The organism is Streptomyces sp. SID486 (assembly GCF_009865385.1).
Lineage (GTDB): Bacteria > Actinomycetota > Actinomycetes > Streptomycetales > Streptomycetaceae > Streptomyces.
Genome location: NZ_WWJT01000212.1, coordinates 18905 through 40565, shown reverse-complemented (window position 1 = coordinate 40565; position 21661 = coordinate 18905). Strand labels below are relative to the sequence as shown.

Annotated in this window: 16 protein-coding genes and 1 pseudogene; 5 read left to right on the top strand and 12 right to left on the bottom strand. The window is 73.9% G+C overall.

Annotated elements, in window-relative coordinates:
* Window positions 1-25 precede the first annotated feature (25 nt).
* Window positions 26-1093, top strand: a complete 1068-nt coding sequence (locus GT045_RS10720; protein WP_161292032.1) for a LacI family DNA-binding transcriptional regulator — start codon at window positions 26-28, stop codon at window positions 1091-1093.
* Between the two features lie 305 nt (window positions 1094-1398).
* A complete protein-coding gene (locus tag GT045_RS10715; RefSeq protein ID WP_161289911.1) occupies window positions 1399-2751 on the top strand; it encodes an amidase family protein in 1353 nt (450 codons plus the stop codon).
* Window positions 2752-2760: 9 nt separating this feature from the next.
* On the opposite strand, the gene GT045_RS10710 is transcribed toward GT045_RS10715, so the two are convergent.
* Both GT045_RS10710 and GT045_RS38835 read right to left on the bottom strand, forming a co-directional pair.
* The gene (locus GT045_RS10710) at window positions 2761-3246 is read right to left on the bottom strand and encodes a GNAT family N-acetyltransferase (protein WP_161334006.1); all 486 of its coding nucleotides are present in this window, start codon (window positions 3244-3246) and stop codon (window positions 2761-2763) included.
* Window positions 3247-3303: 57 nt separating this feature from the next.
* Window positions 3304-3477, bottom strand: coding sequence for a hypothetical protein (locus GT045_RS38835; protein ID WP_345942605.1), 174 nt, complete (start codon window positions 3475-3477; stop codon window positions 3304-3306).
* 491 nt (window positions 3478-3968) lie between these two features.
* Here GT045_RS38835 and GT045_RS10705 point away from each other — a divergent pair, with 491 nt between their 5' ends.
* On the top strand, window positions 3969-4364 hold the full coding sequence (locus tag GT045_RS10705; protein ID WP_161334005.1) for a hypothetical protein: 396 nt from the start codon (window positions 3969-3971) through the stop codon (window positions 4362-4364).
* 31 nt (window positions 4365-4395) lie between these two features.
* Here GT045_RS10705 and GT045_RS10700 read toward each other — a convergent pair whose 3' ends face one another.
* The 6 genes from GT045_RS10700 to GT045_RS10670 all read right to left on the bottom strand — a co-directional run bounded on the left by GT045_RS10700 (window position 4396) and on the right by GT045_RS10670 (window position 13185).
* Window positions 4396-5898: an SDR family NAD(P)-dependent oxidoreductase gene (locus tag GT045_RS10700; protein WP_161289902.1), complete on the bottom strand. Its 1503-nt coding sequence runs from the start codon at window positions 5896-5898 to the stop codon at window positions 4396-4398.
* A gap of 137 nt (window positions 5899-6035) precedes the next feature.
* Window positions 6036-7367 carry a wax ester/triacylglycerol synthase family O-acyltransferase gene (locus tag GT045_RS10695; RefSeq protein WP_161334004.1) on the bottom strand — a complete coding sequence of 444 codons (1332 nt, stop codon included), beginning with the start codon at window positions 7365-7367 and terminating at the stop codon, window positions 6036-6038.
* A gap of 147 nt (window positions 7368-7514) precedes the next feature.
* On the bottom strand, window positions 7515-9836 hold the full coding sequence (locus GT045_RS10685) for a GH92 family glycosyl hydrolase (RefSeq protein WP_161334003.1): 2322 nt from the start codon (window positions 9834-9836) through the stop codon (window positions 7515-7517).
* Window positions 9837-9960: 124 nt separating this feature from the next.
* Window positions 9961-11181 (bottom strand): glucose-1-phosphate adenylyltransferase, encoded by a 1221-nt coding sequence (gene glgC, locus GT045_RS10680; RefSeq protein WP_161298331.1) that lies wholly within the window; start codon window positions 11179-11181, stop codon window positions 9961-9963.
* Between the two features lie 51 nt (window positions 11182-11232).
* Window positions 11233-12378, bottom strand: a complete 1146-nt coding sequence (glgA, locus tag GT045_RS10675) for a glycogen synthase (protein WP_345942606.1) — start codon at window positions 12376-12378, stop codon at window positions 11233-11235.
* 45 nt (window positions 12379-12423) lie between these two features.
* Window positions 12424-13185: a (2Fe-2S)-binding protein gene (locus GT045_RS10670; RefSeq protein ID WP_161334001.1), complete on the bottom strand. Its 762-nt coding sequence runs from the start codon at window positions 13183-13185 to the stop codon at window positions 12424-12426.
* A 228-nt stretch (window positions 13186-13413) separates the two neighbouring features.
* Between GT045_RS10670 and GT045_RS39590 the strand changes: the two are divergent.
* Window positions 13414-14235, top strand: a pseudogene (locus tag GT045_RS39590) (DMT family transporter); the annotation flags it as partial.
* Window positions 14236-14965: 730 nt separating this feature from the next.
* Here GT045_RS39590 and GT045_RS10660 read toward each other — a convergent pair.
* Window positions 14966-16165, bottom strand: a complete 1200-nt coding sequence (locus GT045_RS10660; protein WP_161334000.1) for a transglycosylase family protein — start codon at window positions 16163-16165, stop codon at window positions 14966-14968.
* Window positions 16166-16435: 270 nt separating this feature from the next.
* Between GT045_RS10660 and gndA the strand changes: the two genes are divergently transcribed.
* Entirely contained in the window at window positions 16436-17875 is a 1440-nt protein-coding gene (gndA, locus tag GT045_RS10655; protein WP_161333999.1) for an NADP-dependent phosphogluconate dehydrogenase, read from the top strand.
* Between the two features lie 1049 nt (window positions 17876-18924).
* Here gndA and panD read toward each other — a convergent pair.
* The 3 genes from panD to GT045_RS10640 form a co-directional block, all read right to left on the bottom strand.
* Window positions 18925-19344, bottom strand: a complete 420-nt coding sequence (panD, locus tag GT045_RS10650; RefSeq protein ID WP_161333998.1) for an aspartate 1-decarboxylase — start codon at window positions 19342-19344, stop codon at window positions 18925-18927.
* 234 nt (window positions 19345-19578) lie between these two features.
* Window positions 19579-21393: an FAD-dependent oxidoreductase gene (locus GT045_RS10645; protein ID WP_161333997.1), complete on the bottom strand. Its 1815-nt coding sequence runs from the start codon at window positions 21391-21393 to the stop codon at window positions 19579-19581.
* A complete protein-coding gene (locus GT045_RS10640; RefSeq protein WP_161295967.1) occupies window positions 21393-21656 on the bottom strand; it encodes a UBP-type zinc finger domain-containing protein in 264 nt (87 codons plus the stop codon). The genes GT045_RS10645 and GT045_RS10640 overlap by 1 nt, the downstream gene beginning before the upstream one ends.
* Between the last annotated feature and the right edge of the window lie 5 nt (window positions 21657-21661).

Genomic DNA, 21661 nt, shown 5'->3' with positions numbered 1-21661 from the left:
GCAGCCTCCCGGAAGGGGGAGAAGCGTGCCGACCAGACGGTCCCCCGCCCGCCGGCCCACGATGAAGGACATCGCCCGGCGGGCCGGAGTGTCCGAGAGCGCCGTGTCCTTCGCGCTCAACGACCGCCCCGGTGTCTCCGAGGCCACCCGTGCCCGGGTGCGCCGGGTCGCCGACCAGCTGGGCTGGCGGCCCAGCACGGCCGCCCGCGCCCTGTCCGGGGAGGGCGCGGCCACGGTCGGTTTCGTGCTTGCCCGCCCGGCGCACACGCTGGGCGTCGACTCCTTCTTCCTCCAGCTGGTCTCCGGCATCCAGGAGGTACTGGCCGAGCGGCACCTGGGCCTGCTCTTCCAGGTGGCGCAGGACGTCGCCGACGAGTGCGCGGTGTACCGGCGCTGGTGGGCCGAGCACCGGGTGGACGGCGTGCTGGTCGTCGACCCGCGCGCCGACGATCCGCGCCCGGAGCTGCTGGACGGGCTGGGACTGCCGGCCGTGGTGATCGGGGGCGCGCCGGACGAGCGTCACCCGGGGCTGTCGACGGTCTGGGCGGACGACGCGGGCGCGATGGCCTCGGTCGTGGACGAGCTGACCGCCCTCGGCCACCGGCGGATCGTGCACATCGCCGGGCTGCCCGGCCTCGCCCACACCCAGCGCCGGATCCGGGCCCTCGCCGCCGAGGCCGGGCGGCGGGGCCTGGCCGAGGTCCGCTCCGTGACCACCGACTACTCGGACACCGAGGGCGCCGCGGTCACCCGCCGGGTGCTGGGCGCCGCCGCTCCCCCGACCGCGTTGATCTACGACAACGACGTGATGGCGGTGGCCGGGGCCACGGCGGCGGCCGAACTGGGCCGCCGCGTGCCCCAGGACGTCTCCGTCGTCTCCTGGGAGGACTCCGCCCTGTGCCGCATGGTCAAGCCGTGGCTGTCCGCGCTCTCCCGGGACAGCGCGGAGTTCGGCCGTACGGCGGCTCGCGAGCTGACGGCCCTGCTGGACGGCGGCTCGGCCCGCGCGGTCCGCGTGCCGACGCCCCGCCTGACGGTCCGGGGCAGCACCGGGGCCGTACCGGCCGACGCGCGCTCGCGGGAGACGACTTGAGGGATCACCCGCCCGCCGAACGACCGCGGACCCGCGCCGCCGCCGGGGCGGGGGCAGGGGCGGGTCCGCGGCCGTTCGGCGGGGCGGGGACGGGTCCGCACGCCGGGGCGGGGACGGACGGGTCCGCGGGCCGGGCGGCGGGCGGTTCCGGTGCGCGGGGAGGCCGGCGGACAGGGCGCCGGGCGGCGGACCGCCTCTCGACGTACCCCCGGGCCGCCGTGCAGAGTTCTCCCTGCGCCCTGACGCGTACCGGCCGGTAGCCGGTGCCGGCGGGCGCGGAGCCGACGCCTACCCGAGGAGCGCCCGTGAGCAGCTGGGCCGGCCGCAGTGCCGCCGAGATCGCCGCCGCCGTCCGCGAGAAGCGGGTCACGCCCCGGGAGGTGGTGGCCGGGCATCTCGAGCGGATCGAGCGGCTCGACGGCCGGATCGGGGCTTTCCGGAAGGTCCGGGCGGAGGCGGCGCTCGCCGAGGCCGACGAGGTGGGCGCCCGTACCGATCTGACCGAACTGCCCCTCGCGGGCGTGCCGGTGGCGGTCAAGGACAACCTGGCGGTGCGGGGCGAGTCGTGCCGTTGCGGCTCCGCCGCCACCTCGGACGGGCCGGCCGCCGAGGACCATGTGACGGTGGCCCGGCTGCGCGCGGCCGGTGCCGTGGTCGTGGGCCTGACGAACGTGCCCGAACTGTGCGTCTTCGCCACCACGGAGGGCCCGTACGGCATCGCCCGCAATCCGTGGGACACGTCCCGCTCGGCCGGCGGCTCCTCCGGTGGCAGCGCGGCGGCGGTGGCCGCGGGGCTGGTGCCACTGGCGCTCGGCAACGACGGGATGGGTTCGCTGCGCATCCCGGCCGCCAACTGCGGGCTGGTCACGCTGAAGCCGGGGCACGCGGTGGTGCCGGCGGGGATCGGCGACGGCGACTGGTTCGGCATGGCGGAGAACGGCCCGCTGGCCACGACCGTGGAGGACGCGCGGCTGATGCTGGGGGTCCTCGCCGGCGCGGAGTTCGCACGCCCGGCGGAGCCCGGCCCCCGGAGGATCGCCGTGGCTCTGCGCAGCCCGGTCGCCGGGGTGGGCGTGAGCCGGCCGTATACGACCGCGGTGCGGCAGGCGGCCGGGGCACTGGCCCGGGCCGGGCACCGGGTGCGGCGGGCCGAGCCGCCGTACCCGCTCTCCCTCGGTGTGACCGCGCTGCAGCACTGGACGGCCGGGACGGCGCGGGACGCCGCGGGGCTGGACCGGGCGCGGCTGGCCCGCCGGACCCGGGTGCACGCCGCCCTGGGCCGCCGCTTCGACGGCACGGTCCGTACCGGTGCCGCCCGGGAGCGGCTGCGCGCCCGGCTGACGCCCTTCTTCACCGAGCACGACGTGCTGCTCACCCCGGCTCTGGCCCGCCGTTCCCCGCAGGCCGGCCCCTGGCACGAGCGCGGCTGGCTGCGCAACGTCCTCGCCGACTCGGCCTATTCGCCCTTCACGCCGCCGTGGAACCTGACCGGCTGGCCCGCGATGTCCGTCCCGGCCGGCACGCTGCCCTCGGGCGCCCCCTGCGCCGTGCAACTCGTGGGCCGGCCGGGCGCGGAGGCCGTCCTGCTGGACCTGGCGGCGCAGTTGGAGGAACTGATGCCCTGGCGGCGGACGGCGCCGCTGACCGCCTGGCGGTGAGGCGGGGCGTCAGTCCAGCGCGCGGTACATGATGTGCAGCCCGACGCGGCCGTGCCGGGGGTGGTCGAACGCCTCCGGGACGGTGCCGAGGATCGTGAAGCCGAGTGAGGCCCACAGGCCGACGGCGGGGTTCGTCTCGACCACGGCGTTGAAGACCATCGCGCGGAAGCCGTGCGCCCTGGCCTCGGCGAGGAGGTGTCCGGCGAGCGCGCGGCCGATGCCGCGACCGGAGCGGTCGGGGTCGACCATGAAGCCGGCGTTGGCCACGCGGGCGGCGGGGCCGCCGTAGTTGGCGGTGAGGTAGGCGGAGCCGACCACCGTTCCGCTCTCGTCCTCGGCGACGTAGACCCGCTTGGCCGGGCCCATCCACAGGTCGCGGGCCGCTTCCTCGGTGGTCTCCGGGTCCCATGCGTAACTCTCGGCGGCGGCGACGATCCGGTGCCAGAAAGGCCAGATCCGCGGCCAGTCCTCGGCCGCGGCTTCTCTGATCAGCATGGGCGTGAGTCTGTCACGCCCATGCGTGCGCGATCGCGACGGGTCCGGCCCCGGGGGTCAGTCCACGCTCGGCAGGATGTGGGGCTCGGCCAGGTCGTCCTCGTACCCCGCGAGGCGGATCGGGGCGGACCGGGCCCACACGTCGAGGCTGCCGAGCTCTCCGGGCCGCCGGCCCACGCGCTCCGTGTGTTCCGCGGGGCGCTGCTCGCGATTCGTCTTCTCCGGTGTCACCGCGCACTCCTTATGTGTCGGGTCACCCTCGGGGCGTACCGAACAGTCTGCGCTTCGGCGCTGGACGCCCGCTCGGGTCTGGATGGAAGGCCAGTTCGGACGCGGTGGCGCCGGTACCTCGGTCAGAGCAGGCCGCTGTCGACGGGCTCGCCCCGGGACGGACGATGGGTGTGGGTGGGACCCCGTACTGTTGTCCGTCCGCTCCAGATTAACCAAATGAGCAGGCATCCGCTCGATAGGGAATGCAAACAACCCGTAAGCCCTTTGCTTCGAGCAGCCCCTCAATACCCCTCAATATGGGGCTTTTTGAAACAAGCCGCTCACTCGCCCGACGCATGGAATCACCCACTCGGCCTACCTGGGCGAACACCTCTTCGAGTTTGGGGGCGACGGTCGGCGGGATCCGGTTCAGTTCAGGTGCCGTTGGCCGGGTGGCAAGGCGGACATGGTCTGCTGGCGCGGCAACGGCTGTCTCGCGGAAGGACTGACGCATGGAGCTGCGCAGCGTCGAGGAGCTGATGGATCTGCTGTACGCCGCCCGGCCTCAGCACGCGCTGCGGACCGCGGCGCTGCTGCGCCGAAGCCGCCCCGCCGACAAGGAGCTGCAGGTCGCGGCCCTGGTGCGGGGCATCGGGCCGCTGCTCCGTCCGGGTGAGGAGGCGCACCGGGCGCTCGGCGCGGCCGAGGCGGTGCGCTGCCTGCTCGGGGAGCGGGTGGCGCGGCTGGTGCGCGGGGAACCGGGCCTCGCCGACGACGGCCTGCCGCGGCTGCGCCAGGCCGACGAGGAGGCCCGTACGGCCGGCCTGGACGCGGGCGTGCTGGAGGACTGGCGGACGGTGCTGGAGCTGGTGGCGGCCCGCCACGCACGGCTCGGGGCGGTCGACTGAGGGCCGGCCGCCGCCGTTCGGTCGCCGCGCGTCACCACTTGCCGGGCGCGTAGTCCTTCAGGAAGACCCCGTACAGATCCTCGCCGGCCTCTCCGCGCACGATGGGGTCGTAGACACGGGCGGCACCGTCGACCAGGTCGAGGGGGGCGTGGAAACCGGCCTCCGCCAGGCGCAGCTTGTCGTAGTGCGGGCGTTCGTCGGTGATCCAGCCGGTGTCGACCGACGTCATCAGGATGCGGTCGGTCTGGAACATCTCCTCGCCGCTGGTCCGCGTCACCATGTTCATCGCGGCCTTGGCGGCATTGGTGTTCGGGTGGCCCGCGCCCTTGTAGCCGCGGCTGAAGACGCCCTCCATGGCCGAGACGTTCACGATGTACGCCCGCCCGCTCGCCGATTTCGCCGCCGCGTCGGCCATGGCCGGGCGGAGCTTGCTGATCAGGATGAACGGCGCCGTGTAGTTGCACAGCTGGGTTTCCAGCAGCTCCACCGGGGAGATCTGCTCGATCGTCTGCACCCAGGTGTTGGTGTCGACGACGTCCGGCAGCAGGCCGCCCGCGTCGATGGCGGTGCCGTCGAGGTGCCGGGCGACGCTGGCGTTGCCGGCGACCAGCGCGAGGTCGGAGACCTGCTGCGCGTCGAGGCCGCTCACGCCGGCGGGCAGCGCGGCGGCGGCGCCGAGCTCACCGACCGCGCCGGAGTTGAAGGCGCCGATGACGTGGTGGGCGGGCAGCTCGCCGGCCGGCAGCGGGGCGCTCTCGCCCTCGACGAGCGCGGCGTAGGCGGAGGGCAGCCGGCGTACGGTCTGGGTGGCGTTGTTGATCAGGATGTCCAGCGGGCCCGCCTCGGCCACCTGGTCGGCCAGCGCGACGGCCTGGGCCGGGTCGCGCAGGTCGATGCCGACGACCTCCAGCCGGTGCATCCAGTCCGCCGAGTCCTCCATCGCCCTGAAGCGGCGGATGGCGTCCTTGGGGAACCGCGTCGTGATCGTCGTGTGCGCGCCGTCGCGCAGCAGGCGCAGCGCGATGTACATGCCGATCTTGGCCCGGCCACCGGTGAGCAGGGCGCGCTTGCCGGTGAGGTCCGCGCGGGCGTCCCGCCTGGCACGGTTCTCGGCGGCGCACTTCTGGCAGAGCTGGTGGTAGAAGTAGTCGACCTCGACGTAGCGCTGCTTGCAGACGTAGCAGGAGCGGGGGCGCTGGAGTATGCCCGCGATCCGGCCCTCGCCGATCTTGGATGAGGGCAGGATGCCCTCGGTCTCGTCGTCGATGCGCTCGGCGGAGCCGGTGGCGGTGGCCTCCGTGACCGTGCGGTCGTGCGCGGTCTTGGCGGCCCGGCGCTCCTGGCGGCGGCGCTGCTTGACCGTGCGGTAGATGGCCGAGGTGGCCCGGCGCACCGCGATCGCGTCGGGGTGGTCGACCTCGATCCGGTCGAGTTCGTCCAGCACGCTCAGGCAGACGGCCAGCCGCTCGGGGTCGATCCCGGGCCCGTAGACCACCTCGTCCATGGACGCCGAGCCGTCCTCTGTCACCGTCATCGCGCTGCCGCTTCCCTGATCACCCGCGCAGCGCTCCGACTCGCGCCCGCCTTCGAACAGCGGATTTTACGGAGCGCCGGGCCCGGGAACCAAACCGCTCCCCCGGGCCCCGCCCCCGCGGGGCGCCCGGCGGCGCCTCAGTGATCGCACACCGACAGCAGCGTCTCCACCTCCGCCGAGACCGCGTGTGCGAATCGGTCCAGGTCGGGCACGGCCCGGGCGTCGGCCACGAGGCCGTAGTGCACGTGCCCGCGGTAGGTCGAGATCGCGACCGCCAGTGCCTGGCCGGGCGCGAGCGGGGCCAGCGGGAACACCTCGGTCAGCTGGTGGCCGCCGAGCCGGAGCCCGAGGCCGGGCAGCGGCACGCTGGTGACCAGGATGTCGAACCACAGCCGGGCGGCCTGGCCGACCAGCGGTCCGCCGAGCCGGTGGCCGAGGGCCGGGACGTGGTCGGCGAGCAGCGCGACCGCGCCCGCGCCCCGGTCGGCGCCGGCGTCCTTGTTGCGGACCATCGCGGTGCGCACCGTGTGCAGGCGGCCGAGCGGGTCGGGCTCGTGCACCGGGAGCCGTATCAGATAGCCGGAGAGCCGGTTGCCCTGTGTCTGGGCGGTGCCCGGGCGGCGCCGGGAGACGGGGATCAGGGCGCGCGGCGCGACTTTCTCGGTGCCGTCGCCGCGTTCTTCCAGCCAGCGGCGCAGGGCGCCGGCGACCACCGCGATGAGCACGTCGTTCACGGTGCCGCCCGCGCTCTTGCGCACCCGGTGGACGTCGTCGATGTCGAGGACGACCCCGGCGGTGCGGCGGGTGCCGCTCGGCGTGGAGGTGAGGGCGGCGCACGGGCGCATCCCGAGGGTGGAGCGGGCGAGCGAGGCGCCGATGTCCAGGGCCCGGCCGGCGTCGGACAGCGCGTCCCTGACCAGCCCGGGGACCCGCGCGGGCAGCCGGCGCACGTCGGACAGCAGGCCGCGGGGCGGCTCGACGGGGCGGGGTGCGCGTTCGGGCAGGTCGACGGGGTCCAGGATGCCGGCGGCCAGCTTCAGCGCGCGCAGCCCGTCGGCGAGGGCGTGGTGGAACTTGAAGAGCACCGCGAAGGACACCCCGTCCTCGCCGGGCAGCACATGGGCCTCCCACGGCGGCCGGCCGCGTTCCAGCGGGCGTTCCATCAGCCGGCCGGCGACGGCGTGGAAGTCGTCGGTCGGCGCGTGCAGCCGGACGTGGTCGAGGGGGTCGAAGTCCGGGTCGCTCTCGCGGGCCGCGCCGCCGAAGGCGAGCGGCTGCCAGAGGTCGCGGATGCGCAGGCGCAGTCCGGGCACGGCGGCGGCGCGGGCGGCGAGCAGGTCGGCCGCGTGCGCCCCGGCGGTCGGCGAGTGCGCGGCGAAGACACCGAGCGCGCCGAGGTGCATGGGGTGCCGGTCGGACTCCATGTTCCAGAAGGCCAGGTCGAGGGGAGCGAGCAGGTCGGAAGTCAAGGGTTTGCCTCACGCGTGGGCGACGGCTGCCTCAGCAGTCAATCCCCGGCAGGGGATTACGGTCAAGTACGATCAGGCTACGCATAGTTAACGTCAGGTTAAGCCCCGCCGCCGGTGGGAGCGGCGGGGCCGGGGAGGCGGCTGAGGTCACCTCAGAGCGGGCGGCGCCGCTTGGGGTGACGTACCCCACTCCGACGGGTGCGGGCCGACCGTGAAGGCGAGGGTGCGCAGCGAGCGCAGCGCGGCGGTGGTCAGGTACGTCCGGCCGTGCGGTGTCCCGTCGGTGCGTACGGACTGCACGTAACGGTCGGCGGCCGAGGTGCCGGGCGCGGTCACCGTCAGGGCGCCGCCCGGCCAGTAGCGGCGGTCCAGGGCCAGCTCGACACGGTCGAAGACCGGGGTGGTCAGGCCCCAGGTGTCGTAGCCGGGCTGGACCGGGAACAGCCCGATCGACGACAGCACGTTCCAGGCGGACATGGTGCCGAGGTCGTCGTTGCCGGTCATGCCGGTGGGACCGTCGGTGAACAGGGTGAGGGCGGCGTGCACCACGTCCGTGGTCTTCCAGGGCTGACCGGTGGAGAGGTAGGTGTAGGGCGCGATGAGGTCCGGCTCGTTCATCGGGTTGTACACCGCCGCGTTGTAGTAGGCGTACGGGTCGCCGTGCACCCACACCTCGCGGGCGGTGCGCTCCGGGTCGGCGAGCAGCCGGTCGTAGGCGAAGAAGGCGTCCAGCCGGTCGTTGGCGGCGCGCTTGCCGCCGATCAGCCCGACCATGCCCGGTACGTCCTGCGGGACGAGCCACTGGTACTGCCAGGCCGTGCCCTCGTGGAAGCCGGTGGCGCGGGCCGGGTCGGCGGGGCCGGTGAAGGCGCCGGTGGTGTCGCGGGCCCGGAAGAAGCCGGTCGTGGGGTCGAAGACGTTGCGGTAGTTCCGCGAGCGGGCGGCGTAGCGGGCCGCGTCCTCGTGGTGTCCGAGGCCGCGGGCCATCTGGGCGAGCATCGCGTCGGCGAGCGCGTACTCCAGGGTGACGGAGGCGCCGTGGTGGTAGTCGGAGTCGCCCGCCTTGGCGTACGGCCGGCCCTTCACGTACGGCGCGAAACCGTCGGCGAGGTACTCGGCGTTGGCCTCGCGGCCGATGCCCGGGTACTCCGCCGGGGGCACGCCGTCGGCGTTCTTGCGCAGCGCCCGGTAGGCCCGCTCCTCGAAGCCCTTGAGCAGTCCCAGCTGGTAGGCGGTGGTCAGGAACGGGGTGACGGGGTCGCCGCTCATGATGTTCGTCTCGACCGGTCCGTAACCCCACTTGGGCAGCCATCCGCCGTCCTCGTCGACGGCGACCACCGACCGCGCCATGTCCCGGGCCTCGCGCGGCGCGAGCAGCGCGAGGAGCTGGGCCTGGGTGCGGTAGGTGTCCCACAGCGACCAGTTCTGGTAGTAGGTGAAGCCCCGGGCGCGGTGCGTGCGGCGGTCCCAGCCGAAGTAGCGGCCGTCGGCGTCGCCGCCGACGTTGGGCGCGAGGAAGGACCGGTACAGCGAGGAGTAGAAGGTCCGGCGCAGCGTGGGCGTGCCGCCCCGCACCCGGACCCCGGCGAGCCGGCGCTCCCACTGCGCGCGGGCACGCTCGCGCACGGCGTCGAACGACCGGCCGCCCTCGGCGCGCAGGTTGGTCGCGGCGCCGCGCGCGTCCACGTACGACAGCGCGGTGGTCGCCTCGACGGTGCGGTCCCGGGTGGTGTCGAAGCGGACGTAGGCGCCGCCGGACCCGCTGCGGGCACCGGGGGTGACGGTACTGCCGTCCCAGGTGCCGTGGGCCGTGAACGGCCGGCTGAAGCGGGTGATCGTGTAGACGGTGTACGGGCCGGTGTCCCGGCAGAAGCCGTGGCCGGTGATCTCGGTGCGCACGGTGCGGTCGTCCAGGACCTCCACCGTGCTGCTCACCGCCTTGTGCAGCGACTGGGCCGCGTTCAGCAGGACGTTGGCCTTGCCGGTGGCCGGAAAGGTGTAGCGCTGCACTCCGGTGCGGGCGGTCGCGGTCAGTTCGGCGCGGATGCCGGAGGCGAGGCCGACACGGTAGTAGCCGGGGCTCGCCTCCTCGTCGTCGTGCGAGAAGGCCGCCGCGTACTGGGCGTAGTCCGTCCGGGTGACGTCACCGGTGGTGGGCAGCACCGGCAGATCACCGCCGATACGGCAGCCGACGCCGGAGAGATGGACCAGGGAGAAGCCGCGGATACGGTTCTGCGTGTAGTCGTAGCCGGTGCTGTGCCCGGTGTCCGGGGAGAGCTGCACCATGCCGAAGGGCACGGCGGCGCCGGGGAAGGTGTTGCCCTCGTTCTGGCTCCCGATGAACGGGTTCACCAGGTCGGCGAGGTGGCCGTCGGCCCGCTCGGCGGCCCGTGCGGCGGGGGCGGTGATCAGCGCCGACGCTGCCATCACCCCGGCCAGACACAGCCGCGTGCGCCGGGTCCCTCTCATGTCGGATGACCTCCGCAGGTTGGACATCGTTGCCTGCATCCTGAGGGCCGGACGCCGCGAACCCGGGCATTCCGCGAAATCGGCGCGTGACGCGTCGCGCCGGAGAGCCTTGACGAAGCGTCGGTCAGGACACCCGCCGGCCCTTCCCCAGCGCGATCACGCCGCCCTTGGAGACGGTGTACAGCTCGGCGTCCCGCTCCGGGTTGACGCCGATCGTGGCGCCCGGTGGCACCTCCACGTTCTTGTCCAGGACCGCGCCGCGGACCACCGCCCCGCGGCCGATGCGGACGTTGTCGTGCAGGACCGAACCCTGCACGACCGCGCCGGGGTCGACCCGGACACCCGGGGAGAGCACCGACCGGCTGACCTGACCGCGGATCAGGCAGCCCGCGCTGATGATGGACTCGCTCGCCATGCCGCCCGCGTTGAAGCGGGCCGGGGAGAGCTGGCCCGAGTGGGTGTAGATCGGCCACTGGCGGTTGTAGAGGTTGAACGCCGGGCGCTCGGCGATCAGGTCCATGTGCGCCTCGTGGTAGGCGTCCAGGGTCCCCACGTCCCGCCAGTAGCCCTGGTCGCGGCTGGTCTCCCCGGGCACGTGGTTGTCACTGAAGTCGTACAGCTGGGCCTCGCCGCGCGCGGTCAGTTGGGGCAGGATCGAGCCACCCATGTCGTGCGCGGACTGCTCGTCCTCGGCGTCCCGGTGCAACGCCTCCACGAGGGCCTTCGTGGTGAAGACGTAGTTGCCCATGGAGGCGAACACGCACTCGGGGTCGTCCGGCAGGCCCGGCGGGTGCGTGGGCTTCTCCAGGAAGCGCTCGACGGTGCGGCCGTCCGAACCCGGCGTGATCACTCCGAACGACGAGGACTCCGCGCGCGGCACCCGGATGCCGGCCACGGTCACGCCCGCGCCGCCCTCGATGTGCTGCGCGAGCATCTGCCGGGGATCCATCCGGTAGACGTGGTCGGCGCCGAACACGGCGACGTACTCGGGCTGTTCGTCGTACACGAGGTTCAGGGACTGCAGGATCGCGTCGGCGCTGCCCAGGTACCAGCGCGGGCCGAGGCGCTGCTGGGCCGGGACAGGGGTGACGTAGTTGCCGAGCAGACTGGACATCCGCCAGGTGGTGGTGATGTGCCGGTCCAGCGAGTGCGACTTGTACTGGGTCAGCACACAGATCCGCAGCACGTCGGCGTTGACGAGGTTGGAGAGGACGAAGTCGACGAGCCGGTACGTCCCGCCGAAGGTGACCGCGGGTTTGGCGCGGTCAGCGGTGAGCGGCATCAGGCGCTTGCCCTCCCCGCCCGCCAGCACGATCCCGAGTACCGAAGGCCCTCCACGACGCATGGCCGCTCCCCTCACCCCTGGTTCCACCATGGATGCCCCGAGCGGGCCGGACTAAGCCTGCCCGAGCATCTCCCGGTACAGCCCCGCGGTACGGCGGGCCACCGCGTCCCAGCCGAACTCGCCCACCGCGCGCGCCCGTCCGGCCTCCCCCATCCGCCGGGCCGCCTCCGGGTCGGCGAGGACGGTGTCCAGGGCCCGGGCGAGACCCGCCTCGAAACCGTCGTCCGCGTCGACCAGGAGGCCGGTACGGCCGTCCGCCACGACCTCGGGGATGCCGCCCACCCGGGACGCCACCACGGGCGTGCCGCAGGCCATCGCCTCCAGGTTGACGATGCCGAGCGGCTCGTACACCGAGGGGCAGACGAACACGGCCGCGTGGGTGAGGAGTTGGACCACCTCGGGGCGCGGGAGCATCTGCGGGATCCAGAACACGCCCGCCCGGACCCGGCGTAGTTCCTCGAACAGCTCCTGGAACTCCCGGTCGATCTCCGGGGTGTCGGGCGCGCCCGCGCAGAGCACGACCTGGGCGCCGGGGTCGATGTCCCGTACCGCGCGCAGCAGATGGGGCACGCCCTTCTGCCGGGTGATCCGGCCGACGAACAGGACGTACGGCCGCGTGGGGTCGATGCCGTGCCGGGTGAGGGCGTCGGTGCCGTGGGCGGGGCGGTAGAGCCGGGTGTCGATACCGTTGTGGACGACGTGGACGCGGGCCGGGTCCAGCGCCGGGTAGCAGGCGAGGACGTCCTCCCGCATGGCGCCCGAGACGGCGATCACCGCGTCGGCGGCCTCGATCGCGGTGCGCTCGGCCCAGCTCGACAGGGCGTACCCGCCGCCGAGCTGCTCGGCCTTCCAGGGGCGCAGCGGCTCCAGCGAGTGGGCGGTGACCACGTGCGGCACGCCGTACAGCAGCTTGGCGACATGGCCGGCGAGATTGGCGTACCAGGTGTGGGAGTGGACGAGGTCGCGGCCTTCGAGGGCGGCGGCGACGGCGAGGTCCACGGAGAAGGTACGCAGCGCGTCGTTGGAGCCGTCCAGGGCGGACCAGGGGCGGTGGCGTACCACACCGGCCCCGCGGCCCTCGCCCCAGCAGTGCACCTCCAGGTCCACCAGGGAGGTCAGCTCGCGGGCCAGGAACTCCACGTGGACACCCGCGCCGCCGTACACGTCCGGGGGGTACTCCCGGGTCAGCAGTCCCACTCGCACCCGTCAACCCCCTGGTCTCGCCGGCAGGTTCTCCCATGGTCACCCAGATGCGGTGCCCGGGGAAGAGTGCGGCGGGCGGGTGAAGCAGCAGTCGCCGCACAGTCCGCCGCCGGGCACCCGGTAGTAGAGGCAGCAGCTGCGGCGCCGGAACGCCGTGCCGGTACGGGTGCCGGTGGCCTTCAGCAGGGGGTGGGCGAGGAGTTCGCCGGTGAGGGCGCGGGCGCGGGCCGCCACGTCGGTACGGCCGTGGGCGCGGGCCCAGCGGCTCAGCTCCCGGCCGGTCGCGGCGAGCGCGGAGCCCGCGTTGCCCCACAGCAGGCCGGCCGCGACACCGTAGCGGTCCCGCAGGGCCGCTGTCAGGGGCTCCAGATGGCCGTGCAGCACGGCCTCGGCGAGGCCGGCCGCGTCCCCGGGCAGCGGACGCAGTCCGGTGAGCCACAGGTCGTCCGGGGCGGCGGCGCGGGTGTCCCAGCGCAGCAGGCGCGGGTCCAGGTCGGGCAGCCGGCCGTACAGGACGGCACAGCCCACGGCCGCCGACCACAGCCGGGCGGCGAGCCCCTGCTGCGCTATGGAGGCGGCGACCCGGACCTCGGCGGTCCGCAGCCGGTCCGCCACGGTGTCGACCCGCAGCGCCACCGGATCGGCGTGGCCGTCCGACGTGACGCCTCCGTAGCCCTCCGCGAGGGTCGGCAGCCGCCACGGACCGCCGCCGTCCGGGGCCGGGGCCGTGCCGGACATCGTGCGCAGGACGAAGAATCCGCCCAGGGGGCGCAGTGCGGCGAGTTCGGGGTCGAGGTCCACGACAGGCACTACTACCAGGCGCCCGGACGGGCCGGACGGGCGGGTGTCCACCCGCAGTCACCCCTCCTGGGGATGATCACCCGGCCGGTGTACTCCATCGGCAGTAGGACGCATTGCGTGCTCAGGGACGACGACGCAACGACCCTGGGCAGGCAGAGTGTTGGCCATGGAAGCCGACCGTACGCAGCGCCGGGCCCAGGACGCCCGCCGCACCCAGAGGAGACACCGATGAGCGCCCTGGCGTTGTCCGTGCTCCTGTCGGTCGTCTCCGCCCTGGCCTACGCGGGCGGAGCGATCACACAGGAGCAGGTCGCGGTGTCCTCGCCCGGCAGCGCCTGTCTGCCGCTGCGCCGGCCGGGCTGGTGGGGCGCACTCGCGCTCAACGGTCTCGGCGGTGTGCTGCACGTCGTGGCGCTGGCGTGCGGGCCGCTCAGCCTGGTCCAGCCGCTCGGCGCGCTGACCATAGTCTTCGCGCTGCCGATGGCGGCGCTCTTCGTCGGCCGCCGGGCCGGCCGGACCGCCTGGCGCGGCGCGCTCATGGCCACGGCGGGCCTCGCCGGTCTGCTGTCGCTGGTCGGTTCCTCCTCCGCGCACTCCCTGGCGCCGGCCCAGCGGCTGGTGGTCGCGCTGGTCACGGGCGGGGCGGTGGTGGCGCTGATGTGCGCGGGCCTGACCGCGCACCGGCATCCGGCGGTGCGCAGCGTGCTGCTCGCCACCGCCTCCGGCATCGCGTTCGGCATGTCGTCGGTGTTCACCAAGACAGTCGCCGTGGACTGGTCCCGCGGCCTCGACCCGGCCGAGCTGCCCTCCCTCGCGGTGATCGCCCTGTTCACGGTCGCCGGCGTCCTGCTGTCCCAGGCCTCCTACCGGGGCGGCGGCCTCGCCGCCCCGCTGGCCACGGCGACCGTGGTCAATCCGATGCTGGCCGCTGCGGTCGGCATCCTGATGTTCGGGGAGACGTTCCGCCACGGCGGCACGGGCACCGTCCTCGCCCTGGGCTGCGGGGTGGTGGCGGCGGGCGGCCTCATCATGCTGACCTCGGAACGGCTGGAGCAGACGCCTGCGACGGAGACCGTGAGGCCGACGGGGGGCCGGGGGGCGCGTGCCCGCGTGATGGGTGGCCCCGTGCTGGGGGCCCCGGTGGTGGGTGGCTCCGTGGTGGGTGGCTCCGTGGTGGGTGCCCCGGTGGTGGAGGGTTCCGCGATGGGGGCCCCTGTGATGGCTGCCCCTGCGGCGGGTGGTCCCGTCGTGGGGGCCCCGGTGGCGGAGGGCTCCGCGATGGGGGCCCCTGTGATGGCTGCCCCTGCGGCGGGTGGTCCCGTCGTAGGTGCCCCTGCGGCGAGTGGTCCCGTGGTGGGTGTCCCTGCGGCGGGTGGTTGCTCGACGCACCTCCGGGTGCCGCGGCGGCGGCGCGGGGCCGGCCGCACCGGGACGGACCGTGCCGGGCTCGTCGGGACGACGGGGGCCGGGCTCGTCGGGACGACGGAGGCCGGGCTCGTCGGGACGACGGGGGCCGGACTCGTCGGGACGACCGGAACCGGGCTCGTCGAAACGGCCGGGGCCGGGCTCGTCGGGAGCGGGGCCGGTCCGGGCGAACCGGTCCTGCACGAGCTGCTCGTACCGGGCCCCGCGGGAAGCGGGGCGGCCGGTGACGGCGGTGCGCCGCCGGCCGGGCAGGTGCTCCTCCCGTCGTACGCCCTGCTCTCCGCGGGGGTCTTCGGCCCGCTGCCGGTGCTGGGGCGGCAGCGGGAACGGGCCCGCGCCCGTTCCCGGGCCCGCGTCAGATCCTGACGCCTCCCGCCCGCAGATAGGCGAGCGGGTCGATGTCCGAGCCGAAGCCGGGCCCCGTCCGCACCTCGAAGTGCAGATGCGGGCCCGTGACGTTTCCGGTGGAGCCGGAGCGGCCGATGCGCTGGCCCGCCGTGACGCTCTGGCCGGCCCGCACGGAGATGGCGGACAGGTGGGCGTACTGGGTGTAGCGGCCGTCGGAGTGCCGCAGCACCACCTGGTAGCCGTACGAGCCGCCCCAGCCCGCGGCCACCACGTGCCCGGCCGCCACCGCCTTCACGGAGGTGCCGGTCCCCACGAGGAAGTCGACGCCGGTGTGGTAGCCCTTCGACCAGTGGGAGCCCGCCACGCGGTAGCCGGTGCCGACGGAGGCGGTCACCGGCGCGACCAGCGTGTGCCGGGTCGGGGGCGGGGTGTGGTGCGTGCCGGGGTGCGCGGTGCGGTGCTCCGAAGGTGCTCTCCTCTTCGGTGGCTTGGACGGCGCGGGTGCGGTGTGGGTGCCGCTCAGGCCGAGCCGCTGCCCCGGGACGATCAGGTCGGGGTCGGCGCCGATCGTCGTGCGGTTACCGGCGTACAGCGCGCGCCAACCGCCCGCCACCCGGTGTTCGCCGGCGATGCCGGAGAGGGTGTCGCCGTGCACCACGGTGTACATCTCGGCCCGGCCCGCGCGGGACTGCGGGGTGGTCTGCGGCTGCACGTCCTTGACGGAAGTGGACTTCCGGTTGCCGGATTTCGTGGTGGCGGTGTGTTTCGTGGTGGCGGTGTGCGCGGGACGCGTGGCCGTCGAGTCGGTGTGCACCTCGGGGCCACCCCCGCCCCGGCTCAGACCGGCCTGCACCGAGCACACGGGCCAGGCGCCCGGTCCCTGACCGTCCAGGACCTTCTCGGCGACGGCGATCTGCTCGGCGCGCCCGGCCAGATCGGCGCGGGCGGCGTAGCGGGAGCCGCCGTACGCCTCCCAGGTGGACTGGGTGAACTGGAGTCCGCCGTAGAAGCCGTTGCCGGTGTTGATGCTCCAGTTGCCGCTGGATTCGCAGGCGGCGACCTTGTTCCAGGTGGCCGCGTCGGCGGCGTGCGCGGTGCCGGCGGCGACCAGCGGCATCGCGAGGCCGGCGCCGCTCGCCGTGACGGTGAGTGAGGCGCGGTTGATCCTGTTCGGCTGGTACCGGCGGTGCCGGCCGCGTACGGCCATGTCCGAAATCCCCTCGGCATGCGTCAGGAGCGGCAAAAGTAAGCGCGGCGAACAGGCCATGACAAGACGGCAACCGGCCTCTCGCATTCGTCAAGTGGCCGTAAACGGACCCTGCTTGAGCCGGGCGGGCGACGGCTGAGGCGGAAGGCGGCTCCGCTGCGTACACATGCGTGGCGGGCCGGATGTGCGCTCGCCGTAGCGGCACGTCAGGATGGGCAGGGACCCGTACTGACGGAGCCGTAGTGTCGAGGCAACCAGGGAGCAGGCGGTATGAGCACTTCAGCGCAGATCGGCGTCACGGGCCTCGCGGTCATGGGCCGCAATCTCGCCCGGAACTTCGCCCGCAACGGCTACACGGTCGCCGTGCACAACCGTACGGTCTCCCGGACGAAGGCCCTGGTGGAGGAGTTCGGGCAGGAGGGTGACTTCATCGCGGCCGAGACCGCCGAGGAGTTCGTGGCGGCGCTGGAACGGCCGCGCCGGCTGATGATCATGGTCAAGGCGGGCGAGCCGACGGACGCGGTGATCGAGGAGTTCGCGCCGCTGCTGGAGCCCGGTGACGTGATCATCGACGGCGGCAACGCGCACTTCGCGGACACCCGGCGCCGGGAGCGGAAGCTGCGCGAGCGCGGGATCCACTTCGTCGGCACCGGCGTCTCCGGCGGCGAGGAGGGCGCACTGCACGGCCCGAGCATCATGCCGGGCGGCTCGAAGGAGTCGTACGAGTCGCTGGGCCCGATGCTGGAGAAGATCTCCGCGAAGGCGGCGGACGGTGCGCCCTGCGTCACGCACTGCGGTCCCGACGGTGCCGGGCACTTCGTGAAGATGGTCCACAACGGCATCGAGTACGCCGACATGCAGCTGATCGGTGAGGCGTACCAGCTGCTGCGCGATGTCGCCGGGTACACGCCGGGGCAGATCGCGGAGATCTTCCGCACCTGGAACACCGGCCGGCTGGACTCCTACCTGATCGAGATCACCGCCGAGGTGCTGTCCCACGTGGACGAGGCGACCGGCAAGCCGTTCGTGGACGTGGTGGTGGACCAGGCCGAGCAGAAGGGCACCGGCCGCTGGACCGTCCAGATCGCGCTGGACCTGGGCGTTCCGGTGTCCGGCATCGCCGAGGCGGTCTTCGCCCGCTCCCTGTCGGGCCACGCGGCGCTGCGGGAGGCTTCGCGCGGGCTGGCCGGGCCGACGGCGTCCGCGCTGAGCGAGTCGGAGGCGGCGGCCTTCGCCGACCGGGTGGAGCAGGCGCTGTACGCGTCCAAGATCGTGTCGTACACGCAGGGCTTCCACGAGCTCGCGGCGGGCAGCGAGGAGTACGACTGGGACATCGACCTGGGGGCCGTCTCCGCGATCTGGCGCGGGGGCTGCATCATCCGGGCGGCCTTCCTGGACCGTATCCGCGCCGCGTACGACGCCCGGGCCGACCTGCCGAGCCTGCTGTCCGACGAGACGTTCGCCCGGGAGATCGCCGCCGCGCAGGACGACTGGCGGGAGGTCGTGGTGGCGGCGGTACGGCAGGGAGTGCCGACGCCCGGGTTCGCGGCGGCGCTGGCGTACTACGACGCGCTGCGGGCGGAGCGGTTGCCCGCGGCGCTCACGCAGGGGCAGCGGGACTTCTTCGGGGCGCACACGTACCGGAGGGTGGACCGCGACGGTACGTTCCACACGCTGTGGGGCGGGGACCGGAGTGAGGTCTCTGCGTAGCCTGGCGGATGGGGCCGGGATGGGGCCGGGGTGGAGCCGGGGCGGGGTGCGGCGGGCCAGTTGGTGTGCGGGTGCGGGTGTGCCGTGGCTGAGCGCGCAGTTCCCCGCGCCCCTGACGGGGCGCTGACGCCCGGCCGGCTTCCCCGGTGAACCGGCAGCGCCGGGCGCCCAACGAGGCGAGAGGCTCGGCGGTGCGCGAGTGCGGGCTCGCCCTGGCTGAACGCGCAGTTCCCCCCGCCCCCGACGGGGCGCTCTCGTCCGGCTGGGTTCCCCGGTGAACCGGCAGCGCCGGGCGCCCAACGAGGCGGGGGGCTCGGCGGTGCGCGAGTGCGGGCCTCGCCGTGGCTGAACGCGCAGTTCCCCGCGCCCCTGACGGGGCGCTCTCGCCGGGCGGGGTGCGGGGTCGCGGTGCGTCCGTGGCCCCGTGGTCATGGTGGGGCGCACTGCCGCCCGGCGGGCGTGGGCTCAGCTGAGGGGCGGGCCCGGTTCCGGGCTCGGTACGGGTTCCGGGCCCGGGGGGATGGGGGACGGAGACGGTTCCGGTGGGCCGGGGGCCGGGGGTGCCGGCTGGGGCGTCGGGTCGGGGCCCGGTGCCGGCGGAGTCGGCTGCGGAGCCGGCTCGGGCGGCGGGACCGGGGAAGGGTAGGGATCCGGCGGGGTCGGACCCGGGCCGGGCTGCGGGGCGGGCGGTACCGGGTCGGGGTGCGGACTGGTCATCATGTCCTCCGGGGTGTCACACGGTGTCGGCTCCGGACTACTCCCCCGCCTACCCGACAGCCGCACGGCCACTCACCCGACGGCATCGGCGGACGCACCCGGGCGGATGGCAGCCGACGCCTTGAGCCGACCGCCCGCAGCGCGTTCCGGCCGTTGATCCACAGCCCGGCCCGGCCCGGCCGACGGCCCGCTCGGGGCCGGTCCGGGCCGGGGTCGGCCGACGGCCCGCTCGGGTCGGTCCGGTCAACGGTCCGTCCGGGTCCGTCCGGTCGACGGTCCGCCCGGGACGGGGGGCGGCTGCATCGTGCGGTCCGCCCAGGGGCCGTCGGCGGTCACGCCCCCAGGGCGTGCGGGCTGCGCCGCTGGTCCGAGCCGGGGACCGGCTCGGCCGGGTCGGCACCGAGGGACACGATCCTGTTGCCGGCGTCGACGTGCACGACCCGGGGCCGCAGCTCGCGCGCCTCCGCGTCGGTCACCTGAGCGTAGCTGATGATGATCACCAGGTCGCCGGGATGGACGAGGTGGGCCGCGGCCCCGTTGATCCCCACGACTCCGGAGCCGCGTTCGCCTTCGATGACGTACGTCTCCAGGCGGGCGCCGTTGGTGATGTCGACGATGTGCACCAGTTCCCCGGGCAGCAGGTCGGCGGCCTCGAGCAGATCGGCGTCGATCGTCACGGATCCCACGTAGTGCAGGTCGGCCTGGGTGACGGTGGCGCGGTGGATCTTGGACTTGAACAGAGTACGCAGCACTTTGGACTCCTGTAAGACGGCTCCCTGCCTGCTTTGTGCAGGTCAAGGGCGCTGGCCACTGTACACCGGCACGCGTCGGAGCCGATGCCCGTCAGGGACGTCGCTTCACTCTGCGAGCAGGCTCCCCGGCCGCCTTCCGTGCGAGCCGGGCAGGGCGAACGCCGGGCCGGACGGGCCGTGAGCCGCCTTGGCGAGGACGAGCGGCGCCGCCGTGCTCTCGTCGTCCGCCCTTCGTCATGCGAACCATGCGGATTCCTTGTGGCGTATGCGCGGGGCGACGTCCGAGTGGCCGGCGACAGCCGACGTGCCCGTGGTGCCGGGTACGGCCGAGTGCCCCAGGTGCCGGTGCACGAAGTGGATGGCCATCGCGCCCTCCCCGGCCGCGGAGGCCACCCGCTTGACCGAGCCGCTACGGACGTCCCCCACCGCGAAGACCCCGGGCAGGCTGGTCTCCAGGGTCGTGCACGAACGCCCTCGGCCGTGCCACACCTCGGGCTGGGCGCAGGCTTCCTGGGCCTCCGGCCCGGTGAGGACGAAGCCGCGGGAGTCGAGGGCGATGGTGCCGGCGAGCCACTCGGTGTGGGGGTCGGCGCCGGTGAAGACGAACAGGGTCCGTACCGCGAGCCGGCGGTGCCCGCCCGTGCGATTGTCGACCACGTCGAGCTCCTCCAGCACTTCCTGGCCGATGACCTCGGTGACCTCGGTGTGCAGCATGACCTCCACCCGTGGATGGCGCTCGACCTGGTCGATCAGGTAGCGGGACATGTTGGCCTCAAGGCCGGCTCCCCGGACCAGCAGGTGCACCTTCGGCGCGTACCCGGCGAGGAACAACACCGCCTGGCCTGCCGAGTTGCCTCCGCCGACGACGGCCACCGGGTCGTCGCGGCACTGCTGGGCCTCGTAGAGGCTCGCCGAGTAGTGCACGCTCGTTCCCTCCAGGCGTTCGATGCCGGGCACCCGGAGCCGGCGGTAGCGGGCGCCCATGGCCAGGACGACGGCGCGGGCGGCGATCTCGCTGCCGTCGGAGAACGTCACGACGTAGTGGTCGTCGTCCTTGGGGTGCAGGCCGGTCGCCTCCAGCGGAAGGCTGATCCTGGCGCCGAACTTGTCGGCCTGGAGGACGGCGCGTTCGGTGAGTTCGGCGCCGGAGATGCCGGATGGGAAGCCGAGCAGGTTCTCGATGCGGGACGACGTGCCGGCCTGGCCGCCGGTGGCCATCGCCTCCACCACCGTGGCGCTCAGGCCCTCGGAGGCGGCGTACACCGCGGCAGCGAGGCCGGCGGGTCCGGAGCCGACGATCAGGACGTCACCGTGACGGTCTGCGGCGGGCAGTGACGGCAGGCCGATGAGCCGGGCCAGTTCCGCGTTGCTGGGGTTGCGCAACAGGGTGGTGTCGCGCCAGATGACGAGTGGGGTGTCCGCCGGGCCGACGCCGAAGCGGCGCAGCAGCTCCTCGGCCTCCTCGTCGGTCTCCAGGTCGATCCAGCGGTGCGGCAGCCGGTTGCGGACGGCGAACTCGCGCAGCCGCCTGGTGTCGGGCGAGTAGCGCGAGCCGATGATGCGGAAGCCGGCGCCCTGTCCGACGAGCAGCGCGCGACGGCACAGACAGGCGCGCAGCACGATGTCCCCGATGGTGGGGTCCTGGGACACGAGGTGACGCAACTGGTCCAGGGAGACGACAAGGACCTCGCCCGGCTCCCTGGCGACAGCGGTGTAGAAGGCCACTTGTCCGTACAGCAGGCCGAGTTCACCGATGAAGCGACCGGGGCCGTGGACGCGCAGCACGTGTTCCTCGGGAGTGCCGTAGCCCTCGACGACGGCGACGGTACCGCTGAGGACGACGAAGAACGTCTCGCAGCGCTCCCCCTCCCGGATCAGCACGTCGTTCGGAGCCATGGTCCGGCGTCGCCCGTGCTCCGCCAGACGTGCGGTCTGGTCCTCCGTGAGGCGCGGATACGCGCCGTAGATGTCCGGGGTCTCCCGGAAGGCGGCCTCGTCCGCTTTCTCCGGCACCGGTTCTTCGCCCGGCAGCGACCGGTCGCCGGACATCAGACGAACGCCTCGTGGACGTAGCACCAGCGCCATTCCTCACCGGGCTGGAACGACTGCACGATCGGATGGGCGACGGCAGCCGCGTGCTTGTGCGCGTGCTTGTTCGGCGAGGAGTCGCAGCAGCCGACGTGCCCGCAGGTCAGGCAGAGCCTCAGGTGGACCCACGGGGAGCCGAGCAGCAGACACTCCTGACACCCTTCCGGGGTCAGCGGCTGGACCGGCCGGACTAGCGCGAGGTGGGGATCTGCGTGCAGGGTCATCCGGA